Source organism: Aliamphritea ceti, assembly GCF_024347215.1.
GTDB classification, from domain to species: Bacteria; Pseudomonadota; Gammaproteobacteria; order Pseudomonadales; family Balneatricaceae; genus Amphritea; species Amphritea ceti.
This window is the reverse complement of sequence record NZ_AP025282.1, coordinates 469359-494838: the sequence shown is the minus strand read 5'-3', so window position 1 is coordinate 494838 and position 25480 is coordinate 469359. Positions and strand designations below refer to the sequence as shown.

Here is a 25480-nt window from a genome sequence, read left to right as displayed (position 1 = left end):
ATAAAAATCATGCCGAAATTAGTAACTGTTGATAAAGCCCCGACAATCGATCAGCCAAGTAACGATTATCATATTTTTCGACTCTTTTACGCGCCTGAAAACCACAACTCTTACGTAATTCAACATCATCCAATGTTAGCAAAGCCTCACTAATCCCTGCAGTATCTAAAGCATCTGTAACAAAGCCTTCCCGGCCATTCTCAATAAACTCAGCACCACCACATTTTGTGGATGTAATAACCGGCAAACCACTACTCATGGCCTCAAGAATAACATTAGGAAATGGATCGTATAACGTTGGTAGCAGCATCACGTCAGCAAGTTTATAAAATGGCGACGTATCTTGTTGCACACCAATAAAATGTACTTTATCGGCAATACCTAACATCTTACACAAAGCCTCATAACGGGATTGTTTTTTATCTTTACCAACGACCAGCAAGTGATATTTACCCGACAAGGCAACAGCTCTTATAGCAGCGTCAAGACCTTTTCGCTGAAACCCCGATCCGACATAAATAGCAATATTTGCTTCTTCAGGTAGCTTATAGTCATTACGGAGTTGTTTTTTTTCAGCATCGATAACGGGACAAAAACGCTCACTGTCCACAGCATTGTGGATCACATGAATACGTTCAGGCGGTGCATTAAAGCACTGTAGAATTTCTGCTTTAACCATATCTGAATTACAAATCACAGCTTTCAATTGAGGATGATTAAACATTTCCCTCTCAGCGCTCAGAACATATTTATGGTACTTACTCAGCCCCTGCCAAAAACGCTGAATAGGATTAAGAATGCGACAGCGCTGCTCCAGCCATACTTTATGAACCCCATCTCCTGCCCGATAAATATCACATCCAGGTATTCTCTCGTGAGACTGCACCAGATCGAAACCTTCCTCAGCAATTACATTCAGAGCACAAGTTGCAAAGTCTTTTTCACGACTAATCCTACTGGATACTTTAGGGTCACATTTAAAAACCTGGTATTCCGTCGTAGGCTTTCCTTCCCAGGAGCGAGTAATAACATTAACATCAAGCTGCGAATTTTCACTCAATGCAATTAATGCTTGCGACACAAACCTCTCAGCGCCGCCATCACTCCGATAACGCTGTCGAATAATCGCCAAACGTGTCATATAAGTAACTCCTGAGAAGCATCACATACACGCTGTACACTAATACTGGTAAGACAGTCACTCACCTTACTGCCACCACAACCATCCAAACCACAAGGCCGGCAAGAAAAGTCTGTTGTAATCACCCGGGCAGGGCTACGCCAGGGGCCCCACTCAATATCACCACTGGGGCCAAACAAGGCAACTGCAGGTGTTTGCATTGCTGCTGCTATATGCATAGGCACCGAATCTACGCCAACAAATAAATCAGCATTACCTATTGCAGCAGCTAATTGTTTCAACGTCAGTTTGCCCGCAAGATTCGTCACTTTACCGTTAGTAAGCTGCAAGATGTCTTCAACCATACGCATTTCTTTATCAACCGGTGCGGCTGTAACAACTACTTCATGTCCTTCAGCAACCAGAAAGTCAATAACTGCAGCTACTTTTTCAACTTGCCAGCATTTAAATAACCAGCGTGAAGTTGGGTGCACCAAAACAACTTTTTTATATCCTTCAAAGCGTGGCCATTTATCGATAACCTTCTGCCTATCCAGATCGTCAACAGCCAGCACTAACGCAACCTCTTCAAGGGACGGCTGTATACCAATATGCCGCAATGCATCTAAATGCATATCTACCGTATGACGCCGGTTACCAACAGGGGACGGATAATGATGAGTAAAACTGTTCTTCCATAATTTAGTTCCCCGCGATGAATACTTACGAACAACTGCATAGCGAGGTTTAAGCAGACGACTTAACCAGGCACCGCGCCAATTTTCAGTAAGATTAATAACCAGATCATATTGACGTTCTTTCAACTGCCCAATTAAAGCTAACTCAGCTTTCAGATGGCCAATCACACCACATTTTTTCCAGGCTTTATCGATGCAAAACATTTCGGAAATAGCCGGATGCCCAGCTAACATAGGAGCAGTATCCTGATATACCAGCGCATCAACTTCTAAATGAGGAAAATGATTTTTTAATACCTGAAACACCGGTGAGCTGAGTAAGACATCACCATGATGTCTGAGCTTTGTTACCAGTACCCGCTGGCACTTTGATAGATCGACTATTCTAGTCATTTTTCATATTCCGTTTGGATAAGAACTAGCTTTCATCTGACGGCTACACTAGTTACTATCAAAAAAATCAAACATTAGCAGCCAGGTTATTCTGCAGCTCATGCCAAACAACATCGGCCGTTAAACTGGCAAAAATTTTAGGCTCAACTGTCTGGTCACCATTTGAATAGTTTCTGGATTCAAGAGACAGTTGCTGCTTTCCATACCCTCCGACCAATCCCGGATCAGTCGGGCCGAAAAGCGTAATATTTGGCCGATCTAGTGCTGCAGCCATGTGAGACAAACCAGTATCAACTGAGACGCAAGCTTCAGCACCTGCTAATACTGCTGTCACCTGCTTAAGATTCAGCTTTGGCAGCACTTTTACTCTAGCAATACCGTCCGCCAGACGTTCTGCTCGGGTTTTCTCTTCAGAATTCCCCCAAGGTAAGCAAATTGTCCAACCAGCTTCTGTGGCCAATCCTATTAGTTGCTTCCAGTAAACTTCTGGCCAGTGCTTATCAAACCTTGTTGTACTGTGTAAAAACACTAAATACTTATCAGCATCAATCTCGCCGGCGATAAAACTATCACGGATACAATATTCGCCCTTTTCCTCAGGCAGCGCATATCCAAGTGCTCCTGCAAATAATTTGCGTGTCCTCTCAACTGCATGCATATTCTTCGATATATTAATGGACTGATCATAAAACCAGCTAGCCAAAGGCTCACGGGCGGAGTCTTTATCCAGCCCTACTCTTTTCCCACGAGCTAACCGTGTAACCAGCAAAGCACTTTTCAATAATCCCTGAGCATCTATTACATAATCGTATTTTTGTATCTGTAAACGTGCTTTATATTGCTGCCACTCACCATTTCGCCAGGTTTTCAGTAACTGTTTACGCCAACGGCGAATAGCAACAGGAATGACCTGATCAACCGCAGGATGCCAGCCTGGAATTTCAGCAAACCCTTCTTCAACAACCCAGTCAAACTGAATACCTGGTATTGCCCGCATGGCATCTGTTAAAGCTGGTAACGTGTGTATTACATCACCCATTGAAGAAGTTTTGACCACCAAAACTCTCATCAGGCCAACTCCGGTAAATACGCCTGTAGCTTTTCTAATACAAGCTCAGGCGTAATATCAATCATGCTCTGATGATATCCCTGTTCGGCATCGCCTTTACGAATCTTATGGAAACCATCAATCAGGCGAATAACTTCTGCTTTTTCAGAAAGTGGGGGCGTAAAGCCAGGGCTCGTTGGACCATATAAAGCAATCACAGGCACATTAACGGCTGCTGCTATATGCATCAGTCCCGAATCATTACTGACAGTCACGGCACTTGCTGCCAGTAAATCAATGACATCTTGCAAGCTAGTTTTACCTGCCAGATCAACACACCGTTCAGCGTCAGCATATTCAGACTGTTTTAGCTTTGACAATATTTGCGCCGTCACTTCCGCATCTTTTGCTGAACCAAATAATACAACCTGAAATCCTTTTCCAATCAATTTCTCAGCCAGTTCAGCATAGTGGTAATCAGGCCAACGCTTCGCCGGGCCAAATTCAGCACCGGGGCAGAAAGCCACAAACATCCCTGACTCCAGGCCATATTCCGCAGTAAGTAATTGCTGATGTTCTGAATCAACATGCAACTGAGGTGATAAAACAGGTAACAGAGAGTCAGCACTGTCACAGGGCATTTCAGCTAATGCAGCATATCGCTGCACCATCATCGGAAAGGCATCTTTATCAAGCTTACGTCGGTCATTAAGTAATCCATAGCGCATCTCTCCATGCCAGCCACGCCTTTGAGAGATTTTTGCCATCCATGGAATCAACGCAGACTTCAGAGAATTAGGCAGCACTATCGCCGAGTCATATTTTTCCAGTGCGAGTTCAGATGCTACTTGCTTACGTATCCCCCACTGCAAACTGCCATGGCCAACAGGCATCACAATTGCCTGATTTACTTCAGGCATACGGGATAGAACTGCACGACACCAGTCAGGCGCCAGTACATCAATCTGTATGTCCGGATTATCTGCTTTAAGGCGGCGATACAAGGCCTGACTCATTAGCATGTCGCCAACCCATGACGGCCCAACAACTAGCAATCTATTCATTGCCAATGTTCTCTGGATGTAAACGACGCTTGAAAATTTCCTGATACTTTTCCGGTAAACTACTGAAACGCTTTACCGTTTCGCCGTCCTGAAGTACTGCATTATCTCGTTCAAAATCAATACGGATACCACTCATATCAGGAAAAACCAGAAAAGCGTTCGGCTCATTATGTAATGTCTTCATGTATGCAGATACAACTCTCAGGCGCTCTTTCGACAGCGGCTGACGTAAATCTATGCCATCTAACGGTGTAACTGGATTAATCCCCATCAGCCCAAGAACCGTAGCAAATATATCAGCCTGACTTACCGGACGATCAGCATTTACAGCAAGTATATTTAGCGCGCTTTGCGGAGGAAATACCAACATAGCATTGAAGATTGTCGGTAACTCATAACCACCATTGAAACGTGTTTCGTCACCGGCAACACCCTGACCATGATCTGTCGAATAAAAAACCCAGGCATCCGGATCATCTTGTCGAACAGCCTCAACCAGCTTTGCCAGATACATATCTGTATACACAACTGTATTATCATAAGCATTCTGACCGTTCGGCTCTTTCTCCGGTAAAAATTTCTTAGCTGATAATGGTGAATGTTCGTTATACGGATAGTGACTGCCATTCATCTGTGTAACCAGCATATATGGCTTATCAAATGCTTTTGCCTGTTGCAGATACGGAATAATACCTTCGTTTAGCACTTTCATATCATCCGCACCAATCGATACAGATATTTCAGAACTAAAAGCAGTTCCTTCCTGAAAGAAATCCATATCCTGATCGACAAAAATCTGATCAACATTGCGCCACTGAAAATCCTGCGCTGTAATCAGTGCTGTCTGATAACCGGCCGCTTTTGCATAATTAAAAATTGTCGGGACACTGTATACCAAACCATAAGGATCTATGCCCTGAAGTCCGGTCAGCATATAAGGCACAGAACTCAGTGTTCGGGTACCGATACTCACAGCGTTGTTATACGTCATCGCCTCTCCGGTATCGACCAGTGCTTGCAACCGGGGTGTAGTGTCACGCTCATATCCATATACACCCATATGATCACGCGCCAGTGACTCACCGACCACATAAACAATATTAGGCACATCTGGCTTCAACTGCTGCTTATCCAACTCGGGTTTTTCAGCCAGTTTAGCGGCAAATACCTGTTGCTCAATTAACCCGGGAAAGGCACCTATATATGCAAGGCTGCTGAACTGGAACTTAGTAATGCCGTACCAGTTAAATGCCAATAGCAGAAATAACAGACTACCAAACACACCAGAAATCCCCCGCGCCCACCAGCGGGGCCGTAGTGGTAAACGCATAAGGATAATCAGTAAGGGTAATTCGAGTGCGATTAGCAACAATGGTTTTACAATCGCAGCATTGTCTACCCAAAGCATAAGAGTAAGCAGTGGATCTTCCGCGACAAACCGTAAATCGAATACGGAGACAAAATTTCGATACACTGCAAAAAACGATAGTTGTACTAACTGAGGTATAAGTATCAGCGCAATAACAATGCCGCGACTCAATGTATTTCGCAGAGGCAGCAACATAATAACCAGTAAAAACAGCGCCAGACTGCTTAAACCGTAGTTAACAAAAAAACGTTTACCCTGAAAATTTTCCAGTAACCAACTTAAGTCGCGAACAAAAACGAGATCGAAGACCAGCACCAATAACAGGATGGCACAAAATGCCCGTTTAGGGGCGGCAGTAGCTAAAGCAGAAAGTCTGGAAAATAAGTTATACATATAATCTAAAAAAACCTGTTGTTACCGCAAAACTGAACGCCGATAAAACCTGTTACTGACATTCAAAAATAAACAGCCCAACAGAAACCTAAAGACTGCGCCGCAAATAATACTAGCTGGTAAGAAAAGTTAACACCGACATACTATGAAAAACCCGATTTCACCGGCTTTTTCCGGTGTTTTCCGCTTAATGATAAGAGCATACGACGCAGCAACTGGTTTCATGTTTTTTTATAAGCTGGCCAATTCCCTTTTCCAGCGCCGGTGTTACAATCAGGCTCTTTATATTTAATCAAGGTTTTGCACGACGCCCTCTCCGGCAGCCGGCTATATAGCAACGCCCATTCTCTGCAAATGTATCCTTTTTTTGCAGGCACCCAGTTTTCACTGAGGGCTTTACTCTTCATACCGCGTGCATTCGCCTTTGCTTGTTTGGCGTTTTAATTTTCCGAGGTAGTCAATGGCCGCGTTTGGTACTGTATTCATGCCTGAAATGGCAATTTCTCAATTCGATGGGAACCGTTGGAGCGATGCTGAAGTCGTTAGCAGCGATAGCATCCAGATGCACCCTGGCTCACATGTATTACATTACTCCAGCACCTGCTTTGAAGGTCTGAAGGCTTTCCGTCACGCCGACGGTTCCATTCAGATTTTCCGCATGGATAAAAACATTGCACGCTTTGCTCAGAGCAGCCGTCTGCTGGCAATGCCTGAAATTGATGAAGCCGCGACTGAAAAAATGATTCTGGATATCGTCGCCCGCTTCGCCAGTGATGTACCAGAACCACCAGGATCTATGTATGTTCGTCCTACTCACGTTGGTACTGAACCTGCAATTGGCAAAGCTGCTGCACCAACAGCAACATCTTTACAGTATATTTTGCTGTCACCAGTAGGTGATTATTTCTCAGGCGGCGATACAACTTTGCGCCTGCTACTGGAAGAAGACGGTGCCCGTTGCGCAGCACACATGGGTATGATTAAAAGTGGTGGTAACTATGCCAGTGCCCTGAATCCTATTATGCGCGCTAAGCAAGAAGTTCAGGCTGATCAGGTTTTGTTCTGTCCGGATGGTGACGTTCAGGAAACCGGTGCGGCGAACTTTCTGCTGATCGACGGTGATGAAGTTATCACTAAAGCACTGGATGAAAGCTTCCTACACGGTGTTACCCGTGATTCCATCCTGACACTGGCCCGTGATATGGGTATGAAAGTATCCGAGCGTCAACTTACCGTTGACGAATTACTGGAACGTGCAGCTAAGCCTGGTTGTGAAGCAGCTCTGTCCGGTACGGCAGCAGTACTGACACCGGTAGGCACACTGATCCATAAAGGTCAGGAGTTCAAAGTTGGCAATGGCGGTGTTGGCGAAACAACTGTTAAGCTACGTCAGGCACTGAATGCTATTCAGTGGGGTCAGGCTGAAGATAAGCACGGATGGCTAACTAAGGTTTAAACGTAAAGTTTAAAACTGGCTGTGCCTAAAGAAAAAGCGAAGCGTAAGGCTTCGCTTTTTTTTGCCTGTATTATTGTTACAACGCGTAATTAACAACGTCATCAACAGAAGTGTTTTGTCCCAATGCCATCCGTGACAATTCCGGGGCCATTTTACGATCCTCTCTGGGCGCCATACCAAATACTGCACGGTAGCGCCGGGAAAAATACTCTGGTGAACGAAAGCCACAGGCTACCGCTACTTCTACCACGGTCATCTGTGTTTGCTTAAGTAACTGTCTGGCCCGCTCCAATCGTAACCGCAGATAAAACCGGGTCGGCGTATCATGACAATGTTTACGGAAAAGCCGTTCCAACTGACGCAGCTGCACACCACTAAACTGCGCCAATTCAGATGCAGTAAGGGGCTCTTCTAAATTCTGCTCCATCAGCTCAATAACTTCAGCGACATCTGCATGACGAATACCAAAGCGTTCTACGGTTTGCATGCGCTGTAACTGGCTGGACTGACGCATACCATCATGCATAAAAGCATCACACACCTGCGCGGTCAGAGCATCGCCATGGCGACTCTGAATCAGATGCAACATCATATCCATTGCAGAGATCCCTCCCGCACAGGTAAGTCGCTTACTGTCTGCCTGATAGAGTTGCTCTGAAGTCGTTAACCGCGGAAAACTCTCTGTAAATGCTGAACGGGCTTCCCAGTGTAATGCGACTCTGTGCTCATTCAGTAAACCTGCATGCGCCAGCGCGTAACAGCCAGTTTCAATCCCCCCCAGTACAGTCCCCTGACGATCCAGACGACGTAACCAGTTAAGTAAAAGCTTATCCAGGCTAGCCTCAGGCTCAAAACTGGAACAAACAAACATGACCGGAAAATTAGCTATCTGATCAATGCCACTTTCAACGGCAACAGGAATACCACTACTGGAAACAATCGATTCGCCGTCAACTGAAAAGAAATGCCAACTAAACAGCTTACCGCCAAAACGATTAGCAACCCGTAATGGCTCCAGCGCACTAAATAACGACAGCATCGAAAACCGCGGCTGCAACAGAAAACCGATTCTCTCCGGAGCAATAGCTTCCGAAACGTTTTTTGCCGAAACATCAGCTTCCATAGCAGGCATAACCTTTTCAGTATTTGCCGTCATTCCAAGCGCCCTCTCACAAAGCGTCAACTCAAGCCTTATTTACCCTGCCACACTGGATCACGCTTTTCAGCAAATGCCTGTGGTCCTTCCTGTGCATCCTCAGAATGAAGCACATCCGGATAGTGTTTCAAAACACCACTACGAATATAGCTATAACCATCTTCGACTGTCATTTCAGCTGTCGTGCGGGTAATTTCTTTTATCGCCGCAATCGACATTGGCGCACAGGCAACAATCTGCTCAGCAAGCTCACGGGCATTCTCCATAAGCTGATCACTGCTGACTACCTTATTCACTAGCCCCCAGCGAGCCGCTTCAGCAGCATCCATCGCTCGTCCGGTCATCAGCATTTCATTTACAATTGCTGTGGGTAAACGCTTAGGTAAGCGTAATACACCGCCGCTATCAGAAATAATGCCCAGACCTGCTTCTGGCAAAAAGAACATGGCATGTTCCGCACAGACAATCATATCTGCCGCTAACGCCAGTTCAAAACCACCACCCGCCGCATAACCGTTCACCGCGGCAATAACAGGTTTATCAAGGTCAAAGATCTCTGTCAGGCCTGCGAAGCCACCTTTACCAAAATCCGCATCGGCAGCTTCACCCTCAGCTGCTGCTTTGAGATCCCAGCCCGCTGAGAAAAATCTTTCACCAGCGCCAGTAATAATCGCAACTCGCAACTCAGGATCATCCCGAAACGTCAGAAATGCTTCCCCCATCGCGGCACTGGTCTGAGCATCAATAGCATTAGCTTTCGGGCGATTCAGTGTTATTTCAAGAATGGCGCCATTACGCACCAATTGTAAAGCTTCACTCATGGCACTTATTCCTCACAAATACGAATGTAGGCATCCGCCGCATATGCCCCCTGACCTTCAGGAGCCACCAGTAACGGATTTATATCCAGTTCTAATAAAGTATCTCGCTGTTGAATGGCGTATTCCGCGACTGCCATAACAGCACTGACACAGGCATTTATATCTCCACTCTGCTTACCACGAAACCCGGTTAACAGCGGCGACATTTTCAATTCGGTTATTGCCTCACGCACCTCTGTTTCAGTGGTTGGTAATAACAAGGTGGCACTGTCTTTCAGCAGTTCCACCATAATACCGCCAGAACCAACGACCAGTGACGGGCCGAACTGTTGATCCCGGGTGACGCCAATGATCAACTCACCCACACTACTGGTCAGCATTTGTTCAACAAGAAATACGTCGCTCAAATGTGCAATTTTGTCTATTGCAGCCCGAACCTCATCCGCTGATTGCAGAAAAAGTACTACAGCACCCTGTTCGGTTTTATGCACGATAGTATTGCTCACCGCCTTTATTACAACCGGATAACCAATACGTTCGGCACAAGTGACGGCTTCTTCAGCATTGCCAACAAGCTCGCCCAAAGGTACTTGCAAACCACAGCCAGCTAACGCCCGTTTTCCCAGGTACTCATCAATATTCCTGCCTGTTGTATCATCAGGAAGAACAGCACTGCGTAACAGCGGCAAAGGCTCAGCCTGCTGATGACGGATACCGATTTCATAGGCAGCTGACAAGGCCCGTAAGCAAGTATCCAGACCAATCATTGGCACTACACCCGCTTCAACACAGGTATCGATTGCAGACTGAGGTAAACACTCAGGCAATGACGCCAGCAAAATGCCCTGATGGCCAGTTGCCAGACTCGCATTAATTAACCCCTGCATGGCTGCATTCCAGGGAGCCGGATCAGCATCATCAAAGCTTGGCCAGTCTAGCAATAACATAGTGGCATCGTAGCCGGCAGTCATCATGGCACTGAAAGTTGCTGTTTTACGCGCTACATCACCCCAGATGAAAGTATGATAATCCAAAGGATTTTCAACACTTACATATTCACTTAAGGTTTCTCTTACTTTCACCTGATGCGCTTCATTCATCTGCGGAAACTGCAAGTTATGCCGTTCAATCAGATCAGCCATCACACCAGCTTCACCGCCAGAGCAACTCATAGAAGCAACCTTATTACCCTGAAGCGGCCCGGCAATCGCCACCAACTTTAGCGTTTCGATTAGCTCTTCCAAGGTATCGACCCGGGCTATCCCCAAGCGTTTAAACAACGCATCGAATAGCTTATCGGAGCCCGTCAGTGAACTTGTATGGCTCATAGCAATTTTGGCAGCAGCTTCACTGCGGCCATTTTTAGCAGCCACGATAGGAATACGTTGCCTCAGTGCTCGCCGACACACCGTATCAAAATGATGGATATCGGAAAGCCCTTCTATATGCAGGCCAATCGCGGTAATTCGTGGGTCATCCAATAAGGCATCAATCACATCGGCAACACCGACATTAGCCTGATTCCCCATGGTAAACATAAAGGCCAATGGCAAACCACGCCGCTGCATCGTGATATTCAGACCGATATTCCCGCTCTGCGTGATGACGGCCACACCTTTATCCACAGCTTGGCTACCGTGCTGATCTGGCCAAAGAACGGCTTTATCCAGGCAATTCAATACACCATAACAGTTAGGCCCAATCATCGGCATACTGCCAGCCCGTGCTACCAGTTCACGTTGACGCTCAGCACCTTCTTCACCAACTTCAGCAAATCCAGAGGCATACAGCACAGCACCACCGCAGCCGATTTCGCTCAACTGGCCAACAATTTCCAGTGCTGCATCCGCATTCACAGCGACATACGCGGCGTCCGGTATGCCCGGTAAATCAGCGATACTCGGATAACACTTAACACCAGCCATCTCAGAATGCTTAGGATGTACCGCCCAAATCTCACCATCAAAGCCCAGTTTCTGACTTTCGACAATGGCATAACGGGCGCCCGCACCACCAAATACCACAATGGAACGGGGCTTAAGCAAACGGGCAAAACGGTTCTTATCGATTTCAGACATAGACACCCTCCTCTGCCAAATAACCTTAAGCTTCTAAAGGACGCAGCAATGCACGGGAAATAATATGGCGCTGAATTTCGCTGGTACCGTCCCAGATCCGTTCAACCCGATGGTCTCGCCAGATACGCTCCAACGGCAACTCATCCATAAGCCCCATACCACCAAGAATCTGGATTGCTTCATCCGCAACCATCCCCAGCATCTCGGTGGACTTTAACTTGGCCATAGCAGCATCAGTATCAGTCATATTGCCCTGATCAAGCTTCCAGGCCGCATGCATCGTCAGCAATTCAGCGGCTTTCAGCTCAAGTGACATATTTGCCAGTTTGAATGAAACGCCCTGAAACTTACCAATCGTCTGGCCGAACTGTTTACGTTCAGCAGACCACTGAGTGGCAATTTCCAATGCCCGCTCAGCCCGTCCCAGACACATAGCCGCTACCGACAGGCGGGTACCACCCAGCCATTCATTCGCAACATCAAAGCCATGGTCTTCCACGCCCAGAATCTGAGATTCATGAATACGGCAGTTATCAAAGTTCAGAATACAATTCTGATAGCCCCGGTGAGACACACTGTTATAACCTGGCTCAACTGTGAAGCCCGGCGTTCCCATATCGACCAGGAAGCTGGTAATTTTCTTCTTTGGTCCCCGTGGCGTATCTTCGATACCGGTAGAAGCAAACAAGATAACGAAATCAGACACATCCGCATGGCTGATAAAATGCTTACTGCCGTTAATGATAAAGTGATCGCCGTCCCGCTCTGCCCGGCACTTCATAGAACGCACATCGGAGCCAGCGTCAGGTTCTGTCAGCGCCAGACAGTCCACTTTTTCACCTCTAATTGCCGGTAACAGATACTTCTCCCGCTGCTCACCTTCACAGGCCAGCAAAATATTACTCGGACGCGCAACGATGTACTGTAGGGCAAAACTCGCCCGGCCAAGTTCTTTCTCTAGTAACGTCAGAGTGACAGCATCCAGACCACCGCCACCCAGCTCCTCTGGCATGTTCGCCGCATACAAACCACACTCAAGTGAAGCCTGTTTAATCTTTTCATGCACTTCGTCACTGAGAATACCGGTACGTTCTATTTCAGCTTCATGCGGATACAGCTCCTGTTCCACAAACGCTTTTACGGTATCGATGATCATCTGCTGTTCGCTGCTGATGGAAAACTCCATAAGGGCACCTTTTCTCTTCTTTATCAGTTAAGCGAACAGCAGCATCCCTCCGGCCAGGCGGATCAGACAATTATTCTATTCGCTGAAAATATTTAACTTGCTGCTACCGCAACAAGGAGATTACTTCTTAACTTTGACTTCCATCACCCTGCCAACCTGTGCCGGCTTAGGCATGTCCTGGTGACATTCCATAATTTTCACCAGCACATCATGAACTTCAGGGCGAATTGGAGCTGTTTTTCCGGCTTCCATATCCACATGCAGTAGCATTTGTTCAGTGGTTGCCAACAGTGCATCGGTTTCGCCGTGATACATACTGTGAAAAAAGTGCAGCCGCTTTTCATCCAATCCCAGTAACTGAGTGGTGAAATACAGCGGCTCACCTTCTGAGGCTTCAAGGAAGTAATTGATGTGGGTTTCAACGGTATAAAAAGAATTACCTGACGCCCGGTACGCTTCGTTAATACCCACATAACGGAACAGAGCATCGGAAGCATCACCAAAAGCAAACAGGAAAAAAGACTCACTCATATGACCGTTATAATCCACCCAGTCAGGGGATACATCACAACGGTATAGCTGAAGCGGCGCACCTATAGTGTCGCCATTTGAGTAACGCTGGTACTCGCGGGACAGATAAATCTCATTATCCATGAGTATCTCCGGTATGGATATTCAGTCGAAAGATTAACCTCAAATACTGAACGTCCGGTTTATTTTTGTTATCGGATATACGCATTCTGGCTTTTAGAAACGTAGTCAACATGACCTATATGTCACATAAACCTGCACTTAAACGACAAAACCTTCTTCAGCTACACCTGTGAAAAAGACCTATAAAAAAACCGCCAAAAGGCGGTCTTAACTTAATCAAGGCTCTGTCTGACAATAACCATTTCAACCCCACCAGCATCAATACTTCCGAACAAAGCCCGACAGTAAATTCAGACCCTGCTCGAAGGTTTCATCATCTACCCCATTAACGCTGAGCCGACAGAAACTCAAAGGGTCTTCCAAAGGATTTACAGAAAAATGACTGGCCGCAGCAACATCCACACCTGCCGCTTTCAAGCCACTGATATCCAGAATACTGTTTGCCAGCCAGTGATGTGGCGAAGATAAGGGTAAATCAAGCCCCAGACGCTTGTTTAGCTGAAAGTTACGGCGTTTCAGTTCAGCCAGACAGTGCTGAACTGCTTTGTCTATCAAGCCATGCTCAATCGCAGTAATAATATGACTGGCCGCACTGGCAGATACCAGCCAGGCTGTTTCTACAATGTTATCCCGCAATTTCTGCAGAACCGGATTAGCCGACGCAATAAATGATGCCCGGTGTCCTCCACTCAGACATTTGCTAAAACCGGACACCAGCAAACTTTGCTCCGGAACATAGCCACTTATCGGTGCTGGTGTAGCAAACATGCCATAAATATCTTCCTCAACCAGTAACAGATCCAGACGACGGATTTCGCCTGCAAGTGCCCGGCGACGCGCTTCTGTCTGAGTAAACCCTAGCGGAGAATGGTGCGAAGGAATAGTGACCAGCATGCGGGCCCCTGTCTGCTTAACAGCTGATACCAGCCCTTCCGGAGTGATACCCTGTTCATCACCCTTACAGATAAACATCCGCAGACCTCGCTGCTTAGCAGCCGTAATGATTCCCGGGGCAGTAAACTCATCGACCAGAATGGCATCACCACGGTTCAGTAACCGGATAAAAATCATCTGCAGAGCATACTGACAGCTCGGCAGTGCCAGAATCTGGTCCTCACTAAACTGCACCTCACGGCAGGCTTCGAGCCACTGGCTCACCGCACGCTGAAAACGCAATACCAGATCATTACAAATGTATTCATAGTACTGCGGCGTACTTGCCAAAGTATTCACTGTTTCGATCTGCTTATTCAGCTTCAGAATCACATCGTCACAGCGCAGTTTATTAATCGACAGATTAATTTTCAGGCCATCGCTGGCACCAATAGCCTGCGCAAACATTGCTGCATTGCTGTTTCCCAGCACATAAGTACCACGACCAATCTGGCCGCCTACCAGCCCTTTTTGAGCAGCTCTCTGATAAGCACGGGAAACCGTTGTGGGATTTACTTCCAGCTTGTATGCCAGAATTCGCTGGGGCGGTAACCTGTCTCCTACTTTGAGTTCGTGACAGGTAATCGCCTCTTCAATGGCAAATACCAATTCATTAACGCCCATACGACTGTCAGTTTTTTCCGGATACCACATATTGTATGTCATGCAATAAATAAATTGTGTCATGCAATATAGCATGCCAGAATTTCTTATCACCAGTGGGAAATGAATAAACGGAGCTTGACTATGTCCCCGCGACAGATCAAAACATGGCTGTACTTCCTGACCCAGGGCATCGCGCTGACCTGTGGAGTCATTTCTGTATCAGTCTCACCCATTGTTGGTAAGGCTCTGGCACCCAGCAGCGAATTATCTACACTGCCTTACGGTATTCAGTTCGCAACCGTCATCGCCTGTTCATACCTGTTAGCAATGCTAATGCAGCGATTCGGCAGACTAAAAATTTTTCTATTTGGCAGTGGTACGCTGTTTCTGGCAGGAATTGCCGGTTACTTTTCAATATTGCAGCAATCATTCAACATCAATTTACTGGCGCATATTCTCTTCGGGGTAAGCCTGAGCACCTTTGCTTTCTTTCGCTTTGCCGCAACAGAAGGCCTGGATGATTCAATGAAGTCACGGGCTTTGTCACTGGTTACACTGGGCGGCATTCTGGCAGCCTTTGTAGGCCCTGCCATCGCCAGCAACAGCCGAAGTTTTATTGTTGATCAGGAGTTTGCCGCCAGTTACCTGTGCTTCTCTGCCTTGGGTATCTTGATGGCAATGTTTCTCAGTGTCATTGCAATACTGTCACGCAATGAACGTAAAAAGCCTCAACCCGAAGCAGCCCAGGAATATGCTGGAGCCATTGCAGACCCACAGGAAAAACATGCAATCCCCATACTGCCATTACTGGTTGCTATCTATGCATCCGGTTTCGGGTACATGATTATGGCCATGCTGATGATGCAGTCCTCCCTCAAACTGAACGCTCTGCAGCTGCCTTTCAGCGATATTATGCAGGTTATTCAGTGGCACGTTATAGCCATGTTCCTGCCCTCATTATTTATGGGACGGATAATTGCCCGCACCAGTGAAAGCACGGTTATTCTCGGCGGTTATCTGGTGATGCTGGCATCTATGCTAATAGCTATTTACGAACCGACTTATAATGGTGTACTCGCTGCCTTAATTGGTATCGGCCTCGGCTGGAACATGCTTTATGTCGGCGGCAGTAGCCTGGTAGCACGATTACCCGGAGACGCTCACCGTATGCAGGGCATCAACGAATCTGCCGTTGCTTTCCTCAATGCTACCGGGGCCTTTTCAGCCGGCGCTCTGTTCGTCTGGATTGGCTGGGAAAACTCTAACTGGTTAGCAATATCATTGCTGACACCCGGACTGATATTATTGATAAGCTGGAAACTGAAACGCCGCCAACAACATGCTGTCGCCATCAGCTGATGATTAACTTGGAAAGTACTATGTCTGACACTAAACACGCACAATTCGCTACTCAGGTTATCCATGCCGGAGAGCAGAAAGATCCGGCCTACAACGCAATTATGCCGCCGGTGGTCACCGCCAGTTCATTCATCAAAGAAAATATCGGCGCACCACAGGAGTTCGGTTACAGCCGCGGCGAAAATCCAACCCGTCATGCGCTGGAGTCCTGTTTGGCGGAGCTGGAAGGTGGCGCAGGTGCCATTGCCTGTGCTTCTGGTATGGCAGCCACGGCATCTGTGATGGAGCTGTTACCCAGGGATGCTCATGTCATAGTAACCGCCAGCGTTTATGGTGGTACTTTTCGTTTATTAGAAGATTGCCGTAGCAAAACGTCTGGATTCACCACCAGCTACGTCGATCTGAACGACCTTACCGCCGTAGAAGCAGCCATTCAGGACAACACAGCCCTGATCTGGATTGAAAGCCCGACAAATCCACTGCTTAAACTTGTAGACATGCAGAGTGTTGCTGAGTTAGCCAAGCAACATCAAATCCTTACCTGCGTAGATAACACGTTTTCTTCTCCCTGGAACCAGCAGCCAATAAAATTCGGCATTGATCTGGTCATGCATTCCACCAGCAAATACGTCGGTGGGCATTCAGATCTGATTGGCGGTGCTGTCGTTGCAGCAACCCCAGAACTGCATAAGCGTCTGCAATACATCGCTATGGCAGTCGGCGCTATTCAGGGCCCCTTCGACAGCTACCTTGCCCTGCGCGGACTGAAGACACTGGACCTGCGAATGCAGCGCCAGAGTAGCAACGCGCAGACTATTGCAGAACATCTGGAGCAGCACCCGGCGATAGAGCAGGTATTTTACCCAGGACTGCCAAGCCACCCGCAACATGCACTCTGCAAACAACAAATGAAAACCGGCGGTGCGGTTGTTGCCATTCGCCTGAAAGGTGGTCTTGAAGAAGCAAAAGCAGTCATCGGCCGACTAAAATATTTTGTTCTGGCAGATTCTTTAGGAGGTGTGGAAAGTATGATTAATCACGCCTTCACTATGAGTCACGGCGGCATGCCTGTAGAAGAGAAGTATGCGGTGGGTATCACCGAAGGTTTATTACGTTTATCCGTAGGAGCCGAAGCAGTAGAAGATCTGATTGCAGAGCTTGATCATGCACTGGAAGCTATTTCAACCTGATAAGCCAATAACTTTTTACTGTTAATAAAAAGCCCGTCCTACCACGGGCTTTTTATTTAGACTCAAGCTTAGCTGCTTGTTTAGCCATGACGGGCTTCCAATAAATCTCGAATAGAGGCCGGTAAAAAACGACGAACAGAAACAGTAATGTCCTGCTCATTCTTTTGCCAGAGAATACCCAGATAGATGATTCCCAAACCAATAAAGGTCAGCGCTATAGGGAATAGCCAGCTGTCTTTAAATACCTCATTCGCCAGATGCCCCAGATACAGACAGCAACCGATCGCGCCGAAGACAACAAACACTTTTCGCATCAGCACTGCGCCACAGCCAATCAGCGAAACACTCATACAAAAATACAAAAACTTATTCAGTTCACTGTCTGAATGCTGAGCGGTCAACCCACCCCAAAAAGCTAATACACCAAACAGATACAACCAAAAAGCATAATCCAGACTACGTCGAGCACGAATATCCACCCAAAGAGCAAACAGCGTAATACCTAGACCAAACCAACAGGTAAACATGCGTCGTTCTTGCCAGCCAAAACCGTTTTCTAAAACCAGCTCCGCCAGATCCATAGCCATGTACCATAACGTCACAGCGACCGGCATCATCAAAAATGGGAAACGATAGCTAAACAGTAGTATTGCACCTGCAAGCAAGGTAGCCAGTTCCATGTAAATCCATAAAAACTTTATATGCCGATGATATTCACGATATACCGTATCATCCGGCCACCAGCCCATCCCTTGCTGGAAACCATAAACTGCCAGCGGCGTCAGTGTAAGCACAAACGCGGCACAGATACCTGCCGGAATCAGATAACCTTTATCCCGAAAACGATTAGTCAGCAGCAGGCCTGCCAACGCATAGATGGCACATAACCCAACAATGCCCCAGCCACCGAACTCTTCCCATCCCAGATTCATGAACAGGCTCATGGCGCCAATGGCAATCAAACCACCCAGATAATAAAGTAAGTGGGTAAAATCAAACCTTGGCTGCTGGCCATGGGCCGCATCCCAGTCCCGCAGATGACTTAATAAAGGTGTTAACTGCTCTTCCCGCAACAAACCTTTGCTAACCGCATCTTTTAAACCAGATGCTGATACCGGCATAATCTATCTCCCTTTTAAACCTGTATTAACAGTGTGGCACAAACAGCTTTCCGGCTACTGAATACTAATCAAACCTACTAAACCAAATCCATCACAACCCAAGTAAAATACGGGTTTACAAATAAAAACAGCGACCTCTAAGTCGCCGTTTTTATTTAATGCCAACGAATTCAGTTAAAAACTCTATGCCTGACTGCTATTGTCCAATACGTCAGGGCTTGCATGATTCAGCACCTGCCGTTGCCAAAGCTCAGTCACAGCTTCCCGGTAGTCTTCCAGATCATGATCACTCACGGTATTGGATTTATCCTGTAAGGTCTGGCGATGACCCAATGCCCGGAAAGCTTTATAGGCTTCACGCAGAATATCAGCCTCTGCCGGCGCAATCACTCCACTGGCTTCCATTGCATCCAGAATACGGATGTTATCTGTAAACTCCATGAGATTAGAGTGTTTAGCTGAATAAGCCAGTGCTGAAAACTGCACCAGAAACTCAATATCGACAATGCCACCACGGTCCTGTTTCAGATTGAAAGCCTGTTCCGCTTCTTTCTCAGAAGATCCCAAATGAGTACGCATCTTCTCACGCATTTTCACCACTTCATCAGCCAGTTCATGTACGTCACGTGGTTTTCCGATTATTTGCTCACGTACTGATTCAAACCGCTTACCCAGCTCTTCTGAACCAGCTATTACCCGCGCTCTGACCAATGCCTGATGCTCCCAGGTCCAGGCTTCTTTCTGCTGATATTCCTCAAAAGCACGTAAGGAGCTGACCAGTAAGCCGGAATTACCGCTCGGCCGCAGGCGCATATCTACTTCATACAGCTGCCCCCCTGCCGTGAATGTATTCAGGATATGGATAATCCGCTGTCCCAGACGTGTAAAAAACACCGAGTTAGCAATAGATTTATCACCCGGCGTGAACAGGCTAAGTTCAGCGTCATGAACGAAAACCAGATCCAGATCTGAGCCATAAGACAGCTCTATACCGCCCATCTTGCCGTAACCAACAACAATAAAGTCAGGATCACAAGGCACACCAGCCCTTTTAAAAGGCACACCATGCTTTTCAGTCATCAGACGCCATGCCATATCCAGCACAACTTCCAGAATAGCTTCTGCCAGCCAGGTCAGATAATCACTTACCTTCATTAATGGCAATGCACCTGTGATATCAGCCGCGGCGACCCGTAAAGCGTGAGCACTTTTAAAGTATCGCAGCGCTTCCATCAGCTGTTCTGTATCTTCTTCAGGAATCCGTAATAACTGCTGACGCAGTTCCGCCCGCAGTTCATCTTTGGTCGGTGGGTTATACAGCGCCCGCTGATCAATTAGCTCATCCAGTAAAACCGGCTGTTTAGTCAGAGTTTCTGCAAACCAGGCACTGGCAGAACATAAACGTACTAACTGTTTCAGTGCACCGGGGTTTTCAGCCAGCAGCACCAGATACGCCGAACGGCGTAGCACTGCCCGTATCAACTGCAATACACGGCCCAGTGTTTCTGCCGCATTATCTACCTGCGCGACATCATGCATTAGCCGCGGCAGCACTGCACAAAGACGGTCACGGGCAATTGCCTGCATCATCTGCACACCACGGCTGGACTTCAGATCATTAAAATATTTACAAGCCACTTCCGGCTCATCAAAACCATGTTCTACAAATACATTCAGGCCGCCATCTTCTTCATCTTCCGCCTGCCAGAGGAGCAACCATTCTTTATCCTGATTATGATCCTCGTCGCCCTCTTCTTCCGCCGGCGCTATCACATGGCCAAAGTGTTCTGTTACACGGTCGCGGTGCACATCCAACAAAGCTAAGAAGTCAGCCCAGTCTGTGCATCCCATGCTACAGGCCAGACGCTGCTGACCCGCGTCATCCTGTGGCAGTTCCTGTGTCTGCTTATCGGCCACGGCCTGTATGCAGTGTTCAGCATTACGCAAAAAGATGTAGGCATCCGTTAGTTCTGTAACTGCCTGCTGCGGCATACCAACAGACTCAGGTAACAATGGCAGAATATTCAGTAACTCACGTTGCTGTAAGCGTGGATCACGCCCTCCCCTGATCAGCTGAAATGCCTGGGCAACAAACTCTACTTCCCGAATGCCACCGGCACCTAACTTCACATTACCGCTCAGACCTTTACGTCGTACTTCACGGTTGATCATTTCCTTCATACTACGCAGGGATTCAAAAGCACTGAAGTCGATATATTTGCGATAGACGAACGGTCTCAGAATATCCTGTAATTCCGCCCCTTTTATCTTATCGCCACCCACTACTCGAGCTTTGATCATGGCATAACGTTCCCAGTCCCGCCCCTGATCCTGATAGTATTCTTCCATCGCGGCAAAACTGCATACCAGCGGACCACTTGCGCCATAAGGCCGCAAACGCATATCGGTACGGAACACAAAACCGTCAGCGGTAATATTATCCAGCGCCTGAATAAGCTTCTGACCCAAACGACTGAAAAAATCCTGATTCGCCAGGCAACGACGCCCATCCCGGGTTTCACCTTTTTCCGGATAGGCAAAGATCAGATCGATATCGGAAGACAGATTCAGCTCATGCGCGCCCAACTTGCCCATCCCCAGTACAATCAGCTGCTGAGGTTCAGCGGCCTGTCCTTCACTGGCATAACAGTATGGTGTTCCCCAGCGACGACAGCATTCTTCATGCAACCATCCCAGTGCTAAATCAATACAGGTATCTGCAAGATCGGATAAATCTCCGGTGGTTTCACGCATATCGGCACTGCGGGTCAAATCCCGCCAGATAATGCGGATCATTTGCCGCTGACGGAATTTACGTAACACGCTATGCAGCTGCTCTTCAGTGTCAACAGGCTCAAGCCGTGCGCTCAGTTGCTGCTGATAATCATCCAGCGAAAATCTGCGGTAAAGGTCACCGCTACTAAGCAACTCGGTAAATACATCAGAATGACGGGAAAACTGATCGACCACATAATCACTACCAACAATCACTGTGACCAGATCCGCAACCTGAGCAGTATCCAGTAATTCCAGTGAACAGCGTTCCTCCAGTTGCTGCCAGCGTTGCTGTACAAACTCCTGAAGACTGGTAGGTAAAGTATCAATTTTCGGTGTAGGCATGTTCCGTCACTCTTGTAGAACCTCCTGTACAACCAATGAAGTCGCACAGCAGCTTTTGTATTGCGGTCGGTCAGAGCCAATTTACCTGATATCCACGCATCTGACTAACTCTGTCATCACTCTTACTGAGTTAAGTCACTGATACTCAGGCAGTTCTGTTAAAAATACTCATATAAACCCGGGAACTTTCTGAATAACAATTTTTTTTGCCTTATAGACATTTTAAGAAAATCTAATAAAAATCATTAGATTCATAGACTTACATCACCGCCTTTGAAAATTGTCAGTTTCAGCCTTCTCAGATGTGACTATTTCGTGTCATTTTTACTACAAAGCTACTAAAAGGCCGCGTATACTCGCGCCAATTTTGCCCTGAGCGAGAATAAAAAAGAGCCCTATTATGGTTACTAACAACTCGATTTTTCAGCTGTTTGCCAGCTCCCCATTCAAGCCGATGCAGGAACACATTGCCAAAGCGCATGCCTGTGCCATTGAACTGATTCCATTCTTTGATGCTGTAATGGCCAACGACTGGAAAGAAGCTGAACGCCTGCAGCAAAATATCGCGCGTCTGGAAAATGAAGCCGATACCCTGAAAAAGGATGTTCGTCAGCAATTGCCTCGCGGCCTGTTCCTGCCAGTACCCCGTACTGATCTGCTGGACCTGTTGCGCATGCAAGATAAAATTGCCAACCGTGCAAAAGATATCGCAGGTCTGATGTTGGGACGTCAGATGAGCATTCCTGAAGCGATTCAGCCAATCATGAAAGATTATCTGGCAGTATCTCTAAAAACTTCTGCTCAGGCGCTAAAAGCGCTGAACGGACTGGATGAACTGGTGACTTCTGGTTTCAGCGGTCATGAAGTGGACGTAGTGGAACAGATGATCCACGAGATCGATGATCTCGAACACAATGCAGACGAAATGGAACGTCAGGCCCGCTCGGCTTTATTCACGGTAGAAAAAGAACTGCACCCAATTGATGCCATGTTCATGTATCAGATTATTAATCTGGTAGGTGATCTGGCAGACAAAGCTCAACAGGTAGGCAGCCGTTTACAGCTGCTACTGGCCAAGTAACGTTTTCTCTTTTTTCCCGATAGGAAATTTCCATGACCATTATCGCAGAATACGGTGACATCCTTGTCATCATGGCATGTATTTTTGGCTTCTTTATGGCCTGGGGCGTCGGTGCGAACGACGTAGCCAACGCTATGGGTACCTCTGTAGGTTCCAAGGCACTTACTCTGAAACAGGCGATCATGATCGCTATCGTTTTCGAATTTGCCGGTGCTTACCTGGCAGGTGGCGCAGTAACTGCAACCATCCGTAAAGGCATCATTGATCCGGCAATGCTCTCCGGAACACCAGAGCTGCTGGTGTACGGCATGTTATCGGCCTTGTTAGCCGCCGGTATCTGGCTATTAGTTGCAACAGCCTTTGGCTGGCCTGTATCAACTACTCACACCATTGTTGGTGCCATTGTTGGCTTCGCCGCAGTAGGTGTAGGCGTAGATGCGGTTAACTGGGGCAAAGTAGGCAAAATCGTTGCCAGCTGGGTTGTCTCACCCGTCACCGCAGGGTTAATAGCCTTCTTCCTGTTCCGCAGCGTACAAAGGCTGATACTGGATACAGAAGAGCCATTTAAAAACGCCAAGAAGTACGTGCCTTATTACATCTTCCTGGTGGGTTTCATGATCTCTATGGTGACATTCACCAAAGGCCTGAAACACATTGGTCTGGACCTGAGTTTCGGCACTAGCGCCCTTATTTCAACCGGCGTAGCCGCTGTTACTATGCTACTCGGCATCACTATGCTGAAGAAGATCAAAGCCAACAAAGAAGACGACAAAGAATATCACTTTGCCAGCGTTGAAAAAGTGTTTGGCGTACTGATGATGTTCACTGCCTGCGCAATGGCATTCGCCCACGGTTCTAACGACGTTGCTAACGCGGTAGGTCCTCTGGCTGCAGTAGTAGGTGTTGTTTCCTCTGCCGGTGAAGTGGCACAGAAAACAGCAATGCCTGTATGGATCCTGCTATTAGGTGGCGGCGGTATCGTTGCCGGTCTGGTTATGTACGGCCATAAAGTTATCGCAACTGTTGGTAACAATATTACCGAACTGACGCCAAGCCGCGGCTTCGCAGCCACTCTGGCAGCAGCAACTACCGTTGTATTCGCATCAGGCACTGGCTTGCCAATTTCCACTACCCACACATTAGTAGGTGCAGTACTGGGTGTAGGCCTGGCGCGTGGTCTGTCAGCACTGAATTTACGGGTTATCGGTACTATCTTCGCATCCTGGGTAGTAACACTGCCGGCAGGTGCGGGTCTGGCGATTATGTTCTTCTTCATGCTGAAAGGTATGTTCAGCTAAGAAATATTACAGATTGATCTAAAAAGCCGGCGTATGCCGGCTTTTTTCGTTTTTAGCTATCCAATCCTCTCATCTGGACGCTCCGCCTTAAAGCCTGCACAATACTGGTTCTTATTTCCTCTGCGACGGAGTTGCTATGTCCACTGTGCCATCACTGCTTACTATGCTCACCGAGTTAATTGGCACACCCTCCGTCAGCTGTACCGCGCCGCATCTTGATCAAAGCAACCTTGGGGTGATTCACAAGCTTGAAGCTTGGCTCAGTGAGCTTGGTTTCAGCACTGAAATCATGCCGCTGGCAAATCATGAAGGTAAGGCAAACCTGATCGCGACACTGGGCAGCGGCCCGGGCGGACTGGTTCTGTCAGGCCATACTGATACCGTGCCTTACAACGCAGAACACTGGAATTCAGATCCTTTCAAACTGACTGAAAAAGACAACCGTTTCTACGGTCTCGGTAGCTGTGACATGAAAGGCTTTATTGCTATCGCTATTGAAGCGGCCAAAGCCTATGCTGACACACCTTTACAGCAGCCTCTGATCATTTTAGCCACCGCTGATGAAGAAAGCTCAATGGACGGTGCCCGGGCACTGGCTGAAGCCGGTTATCCAAAAGCACGCTACGCTGTCATAGGCGAACCTACAGGGCTAAAGCCGATTCACATGCATAAAGGCATGATGATGGAAGGTATTAAAATCACAGGTAAAGCGGGTCATTCTTCGGATCCCAGCCTGGGTAATAATGCATTAGAAGCAATGCATTCCGTACTGGGTGAGCTCATTAGCTTTCGCCAGGAACTGCAGCAGAATTATCAGAACAGCGCTTTTCAGGTCACAGTTCCAACGCTAAATCTGGGCTGTATACATGGTGGTGATAATCCAAACCGTATTTGCGGTAGCTGTGATCTTGAATACGATCTGCGGCCACTTCCGGGCATGAATATAGACAATCTTCGCGAGGCAATTGATCTGCGCCTGCAGCCGGTCGCTGAACGCTTTGGTGTCAGCATCAATAACCATCGCCTGTTTCCTGAAATATTACCCTTTCAGAACGACAAACAATCTGAACTGGTACGCTGTGCTGAACAACTAACAGGCCACTCTGCTACAACAGTCGCTTTTGGCACTGAAGCGCCGTTTTTACAGTCGCTGGGCATGGATACTATCATCATGGGACCAGGCTCAATTGATCAGGCTCACCAACCGGATGAATACCTGGCAATGGATCAAATTCGGCCAACAGTGGACATTTTGCGGCAGTTAATTGGCAAGTATTGCCTCTGAATCTTGCTTTTATCCACAGAACACTTAGCCTTACACACATAACCTGCTAAC

General features: G+C 47.4%; 19 protein-coding genes. 6 read left to right on the top strand and 13 right to left on the bottom strand.

Annotation, left to right across the window (positions count from 1 at the left end; translation table 11 throughout):
- Window positions 1-7: 7 nt before the first annotated feature.
- The 5 genes from OCU49_RS02145 to OCU49_RS02125 form a co-directional block, all read right to left on the bottom strand.
- Window positions 8-1141 (bottom strand): glycosyltransferase family 4 protein, encoded by a 1134-nt coding sequence (locus OCU49_RS02145; RefSeq protein WP_261843387.1) that lies wholly within the window; start codon window positions 1139-1141, stop codon window positions 8-10.
- The gene (rfaQ, locus tag OCU49_RS02140) at window positions 1138-2211 is read right to left on the bottom strand and encodes a putative lipopolysaccharide heptosyltransferase III (protein ID WP_261843386.1); all 1074 of its coding nucleotides are present in this window, start codon (window positions 2209-2211) and stop codon (window positions 1138-1140) included. Before rfaQ ends, OCU49_RS02145 begins: the two co-directional genes overlap by 4 nt.
- 67 nt (window positions 2212-2278) lie before the next feature.
- On the bottom strand, window positions 2279-3280 hold the full coding sequence (gene rfaC / locus OCU49_RS02135; protein ID WP_261843385.1) for a lipopolysaccharide heptosyltransferase RfaC: 1002 nt from the start codon (window positions 3278-3280) through the stop codon (window positions 2279-2281).
- Complete coding sequence (gene waaF / locus OCU49_RS02130; protein WP_261843384.1) at window positions 3280-4323, bottom strand: lipopolysaccharide heptosyltransferase II; 1044 nt, start codon at window positions 4321-4323, stop codon at window positions 3280-3282. The genes rfaC and waaF overlap by 1 nt, the downstream gene beginning before the upstream one ends.
- A complete protein-coding gene (locus tag OCU49_RS02125; RefSeq protein ID WP_261843383.1) occupies window positions 4316-6085 on the bottom strand; it encodes a phosphoethanolamine transferase in 1770 nt (589 codons plus the stop codon). Before OCU49_RS02125 ends, waaF begins: the two co-directional genes overlap by 8 nt.
- 460 nt (window positions 6086-6545) lie before the next feature.
- Between OCU49_RS02125 and OCU49_RS02120 the strand changes: the two genes are divergently transcribed.
- Complete coding sequence (locus tag OCU49_RS02120) at window positions 6546-7541, top strand: branched-chain amino acid aminotransferase (protein ID WP_261843382.1); 996 nt, start codon at window positions 6546-6548, stop codon at window positions 7539-7541.
- A gap of 76 nt (window positions 7542-7617) precedes the next feature.
- On the opposite strand, the gene OCU49_RS02115 is transcribed toward OCU49_RS02120, so the two are convergent.
- From OCU49_RS02115 to OCU49_RS02090, 6 genes are all read right to left on the bottom strand, one after another.
- On the bottom strand, window positions 7618-8697 hold the full coding sequence (locus tag OCU49_RS02115; protein WP_261843381.1) for a GlxA family transcriptional regulator: 1080 nt from the start codon (window positions 8695-8697) through the stop codon (window positions 7618-7620).
- Window positions 8698-8732: 35 nt separating this feature from the next.
- Window positions 8733-9518 carry a carnitinyl-CoA dehydratase gene (locus tag OCU49_RS02110; RefSeq protein WP_261843380.1) on the bottom strand — a complete coding sequence of 262 codons (786 nt, stop codon included), beginning with the start codon at window positions 9516-9518 and terminating at the stop codon, window positions 8733-8735.
- A 5-nt stretch (window positions 9519-9523) separates the two neighbouring features.
- On the bottom strand, window positions 9524-11596 hold the full coding sequence (locus OCU49_RS02105) for an acetate--CoA ligase family protein (RefSeq protein ID WP_261843379.1): 2073 nt from the start codon (window positions 11594-11596) through the stop codon (window positions 9524-9526).
- Between the two features lie 25 nt (window positions 11597-11621).
- The gene (locus OCU49_RS02100) at window positions 11622-12782 is read right to left on the bottom strand and encodes an acyl-CoA dehydrogenase family protein (protein WP_261843378.1); all 1161 of its coding nucleotides are present in this window, start codon (window positions 12780-12782) and stop codon (window positions 11622-11624) included.
- Between the two features lie 120 nt (window positions 12783-12902).
- Window positions 12903-13436, bottom strand: coding sequence for a thioesterase family protein (locus OCU49_RS02095; RefSeq protein ID WP_261843377.1), 534 nt, complete (start codon window positions 13434-13436; stop codon window positions 12903-12905).
- 258 nt (window positions 13437-13694) lie between these two features.
- Window positions 13695-15056: an aminotransferase-like domain-containing protein gene (locus OCU49_RS02090; RefSeq protein ID WP_261843376.1), complete on the bottom strand. Its 1362-nt coding sequence runs from the start codon at window positions 15054-15056 to the stop codon at window positions 13695-13697.
- Window positions 15057-15116: 60 nt separating this feature from the next.
- Here OCU49_RS02090 and OCU49_RS02085 point away from each other — a divergent pair, with 60 nt between their 5' ends.
- A complete protein-coding gene (locus tag OCU49_RS02085; protein ID WP_261843375.1) occupies window positions 15117-16334 on the top strand; it encodes an MFS transporter in 1218 nt (405 codons plus the stop codon).
- Window positions 16335-16354: 20 nt separating this feature from the next.
- A complete protein-coding gene (locus OCU49_RS02080; RefSeq protein WP_261843374.1) occupies window positions 16355-17524 on the top strand; it encodes a trans-sulfuration enzyme family protein in 1170 nt (389 codons plus the stop codon).
- Window positions 17525-17604: 80 nt separating this feature from the next.
- Here OCU49_RS02080 and OCU49_RS02075 read toward each other — a convergent pair whose 3' ends face one another.
- Both OCU49_RS02075 and glnE read right to left on the bottom strand, forming a co-directional pair.
- Window positions 17605-18645: a DUF2157 domain-containing protein gene (locus OCU49_RS02075; protein WP_261843373.1), complete on the bottom strand. Its 1041-nt coding sequence runs from the start codon at window positions 18643-18645 to the stop codon at window positions 17605-17607.
- Window positions 18646-18828: 183 nt separating this feature from the next.
- On the bottom strand, window positions 18829-21765 hold the full coding sequence (gene glnE / locus OCU49_RS02070) for a bifunctional [glutamate--ammonia ligase]-adenylyl-L-tyrosine phosphorylase/[glutamate--ammonia-ligase] adenylyltransferase (protein WP_261843372.1): 2937 nt from the start codon (window positions 21763-21765) through the stop codon (window positions 18829-18831).
- A 400-nt stretch (window positions 21766-22165) separates the two neighbouring features.
- On the opposite strand from glnE, the gene OCU49_RS02065 reads away from it, so the two are divergent.
- The 3 genes from OCU49_RS02065 (at window position 22166) to argE (ending at window position 25429) form a co-directional block, all read left to right on the top strand.
- Entirely contained in the window at window positions 22166-22846 is a 681-nt protein-coding gene (locus OCU49_RS02065; RefSeq protein WP_261843371.1) for a TIGR00153 family protein, read from the top strand.
- A gap of 32 nt (window positions 22847-22878) precedes the next feature.
- On the top strand, window positions 22879-24144 hold the full coding sequence (locus OCU49_RS02060; RefSeq protein WP_261843370.1) for an inorganic phosphate transporter: 1266 nt from the start codon (window positions 22879-22881) through the stop codon (window positions 24142-24144).
- Between the two features lie 136 nt (window positions 24145-24280).
- A complete protein-coding gene (gene argE / locus OCU49_RS02055; RefSeq protein WP_261843369.1) occupies window positions 24281-25429 on the top strand; it encodes an acetylornithine deacetylase in 1149 nt (382 codons plus the stop codon).
- Window positions 25430-25480: the final 51 nt, after the last annotated feature.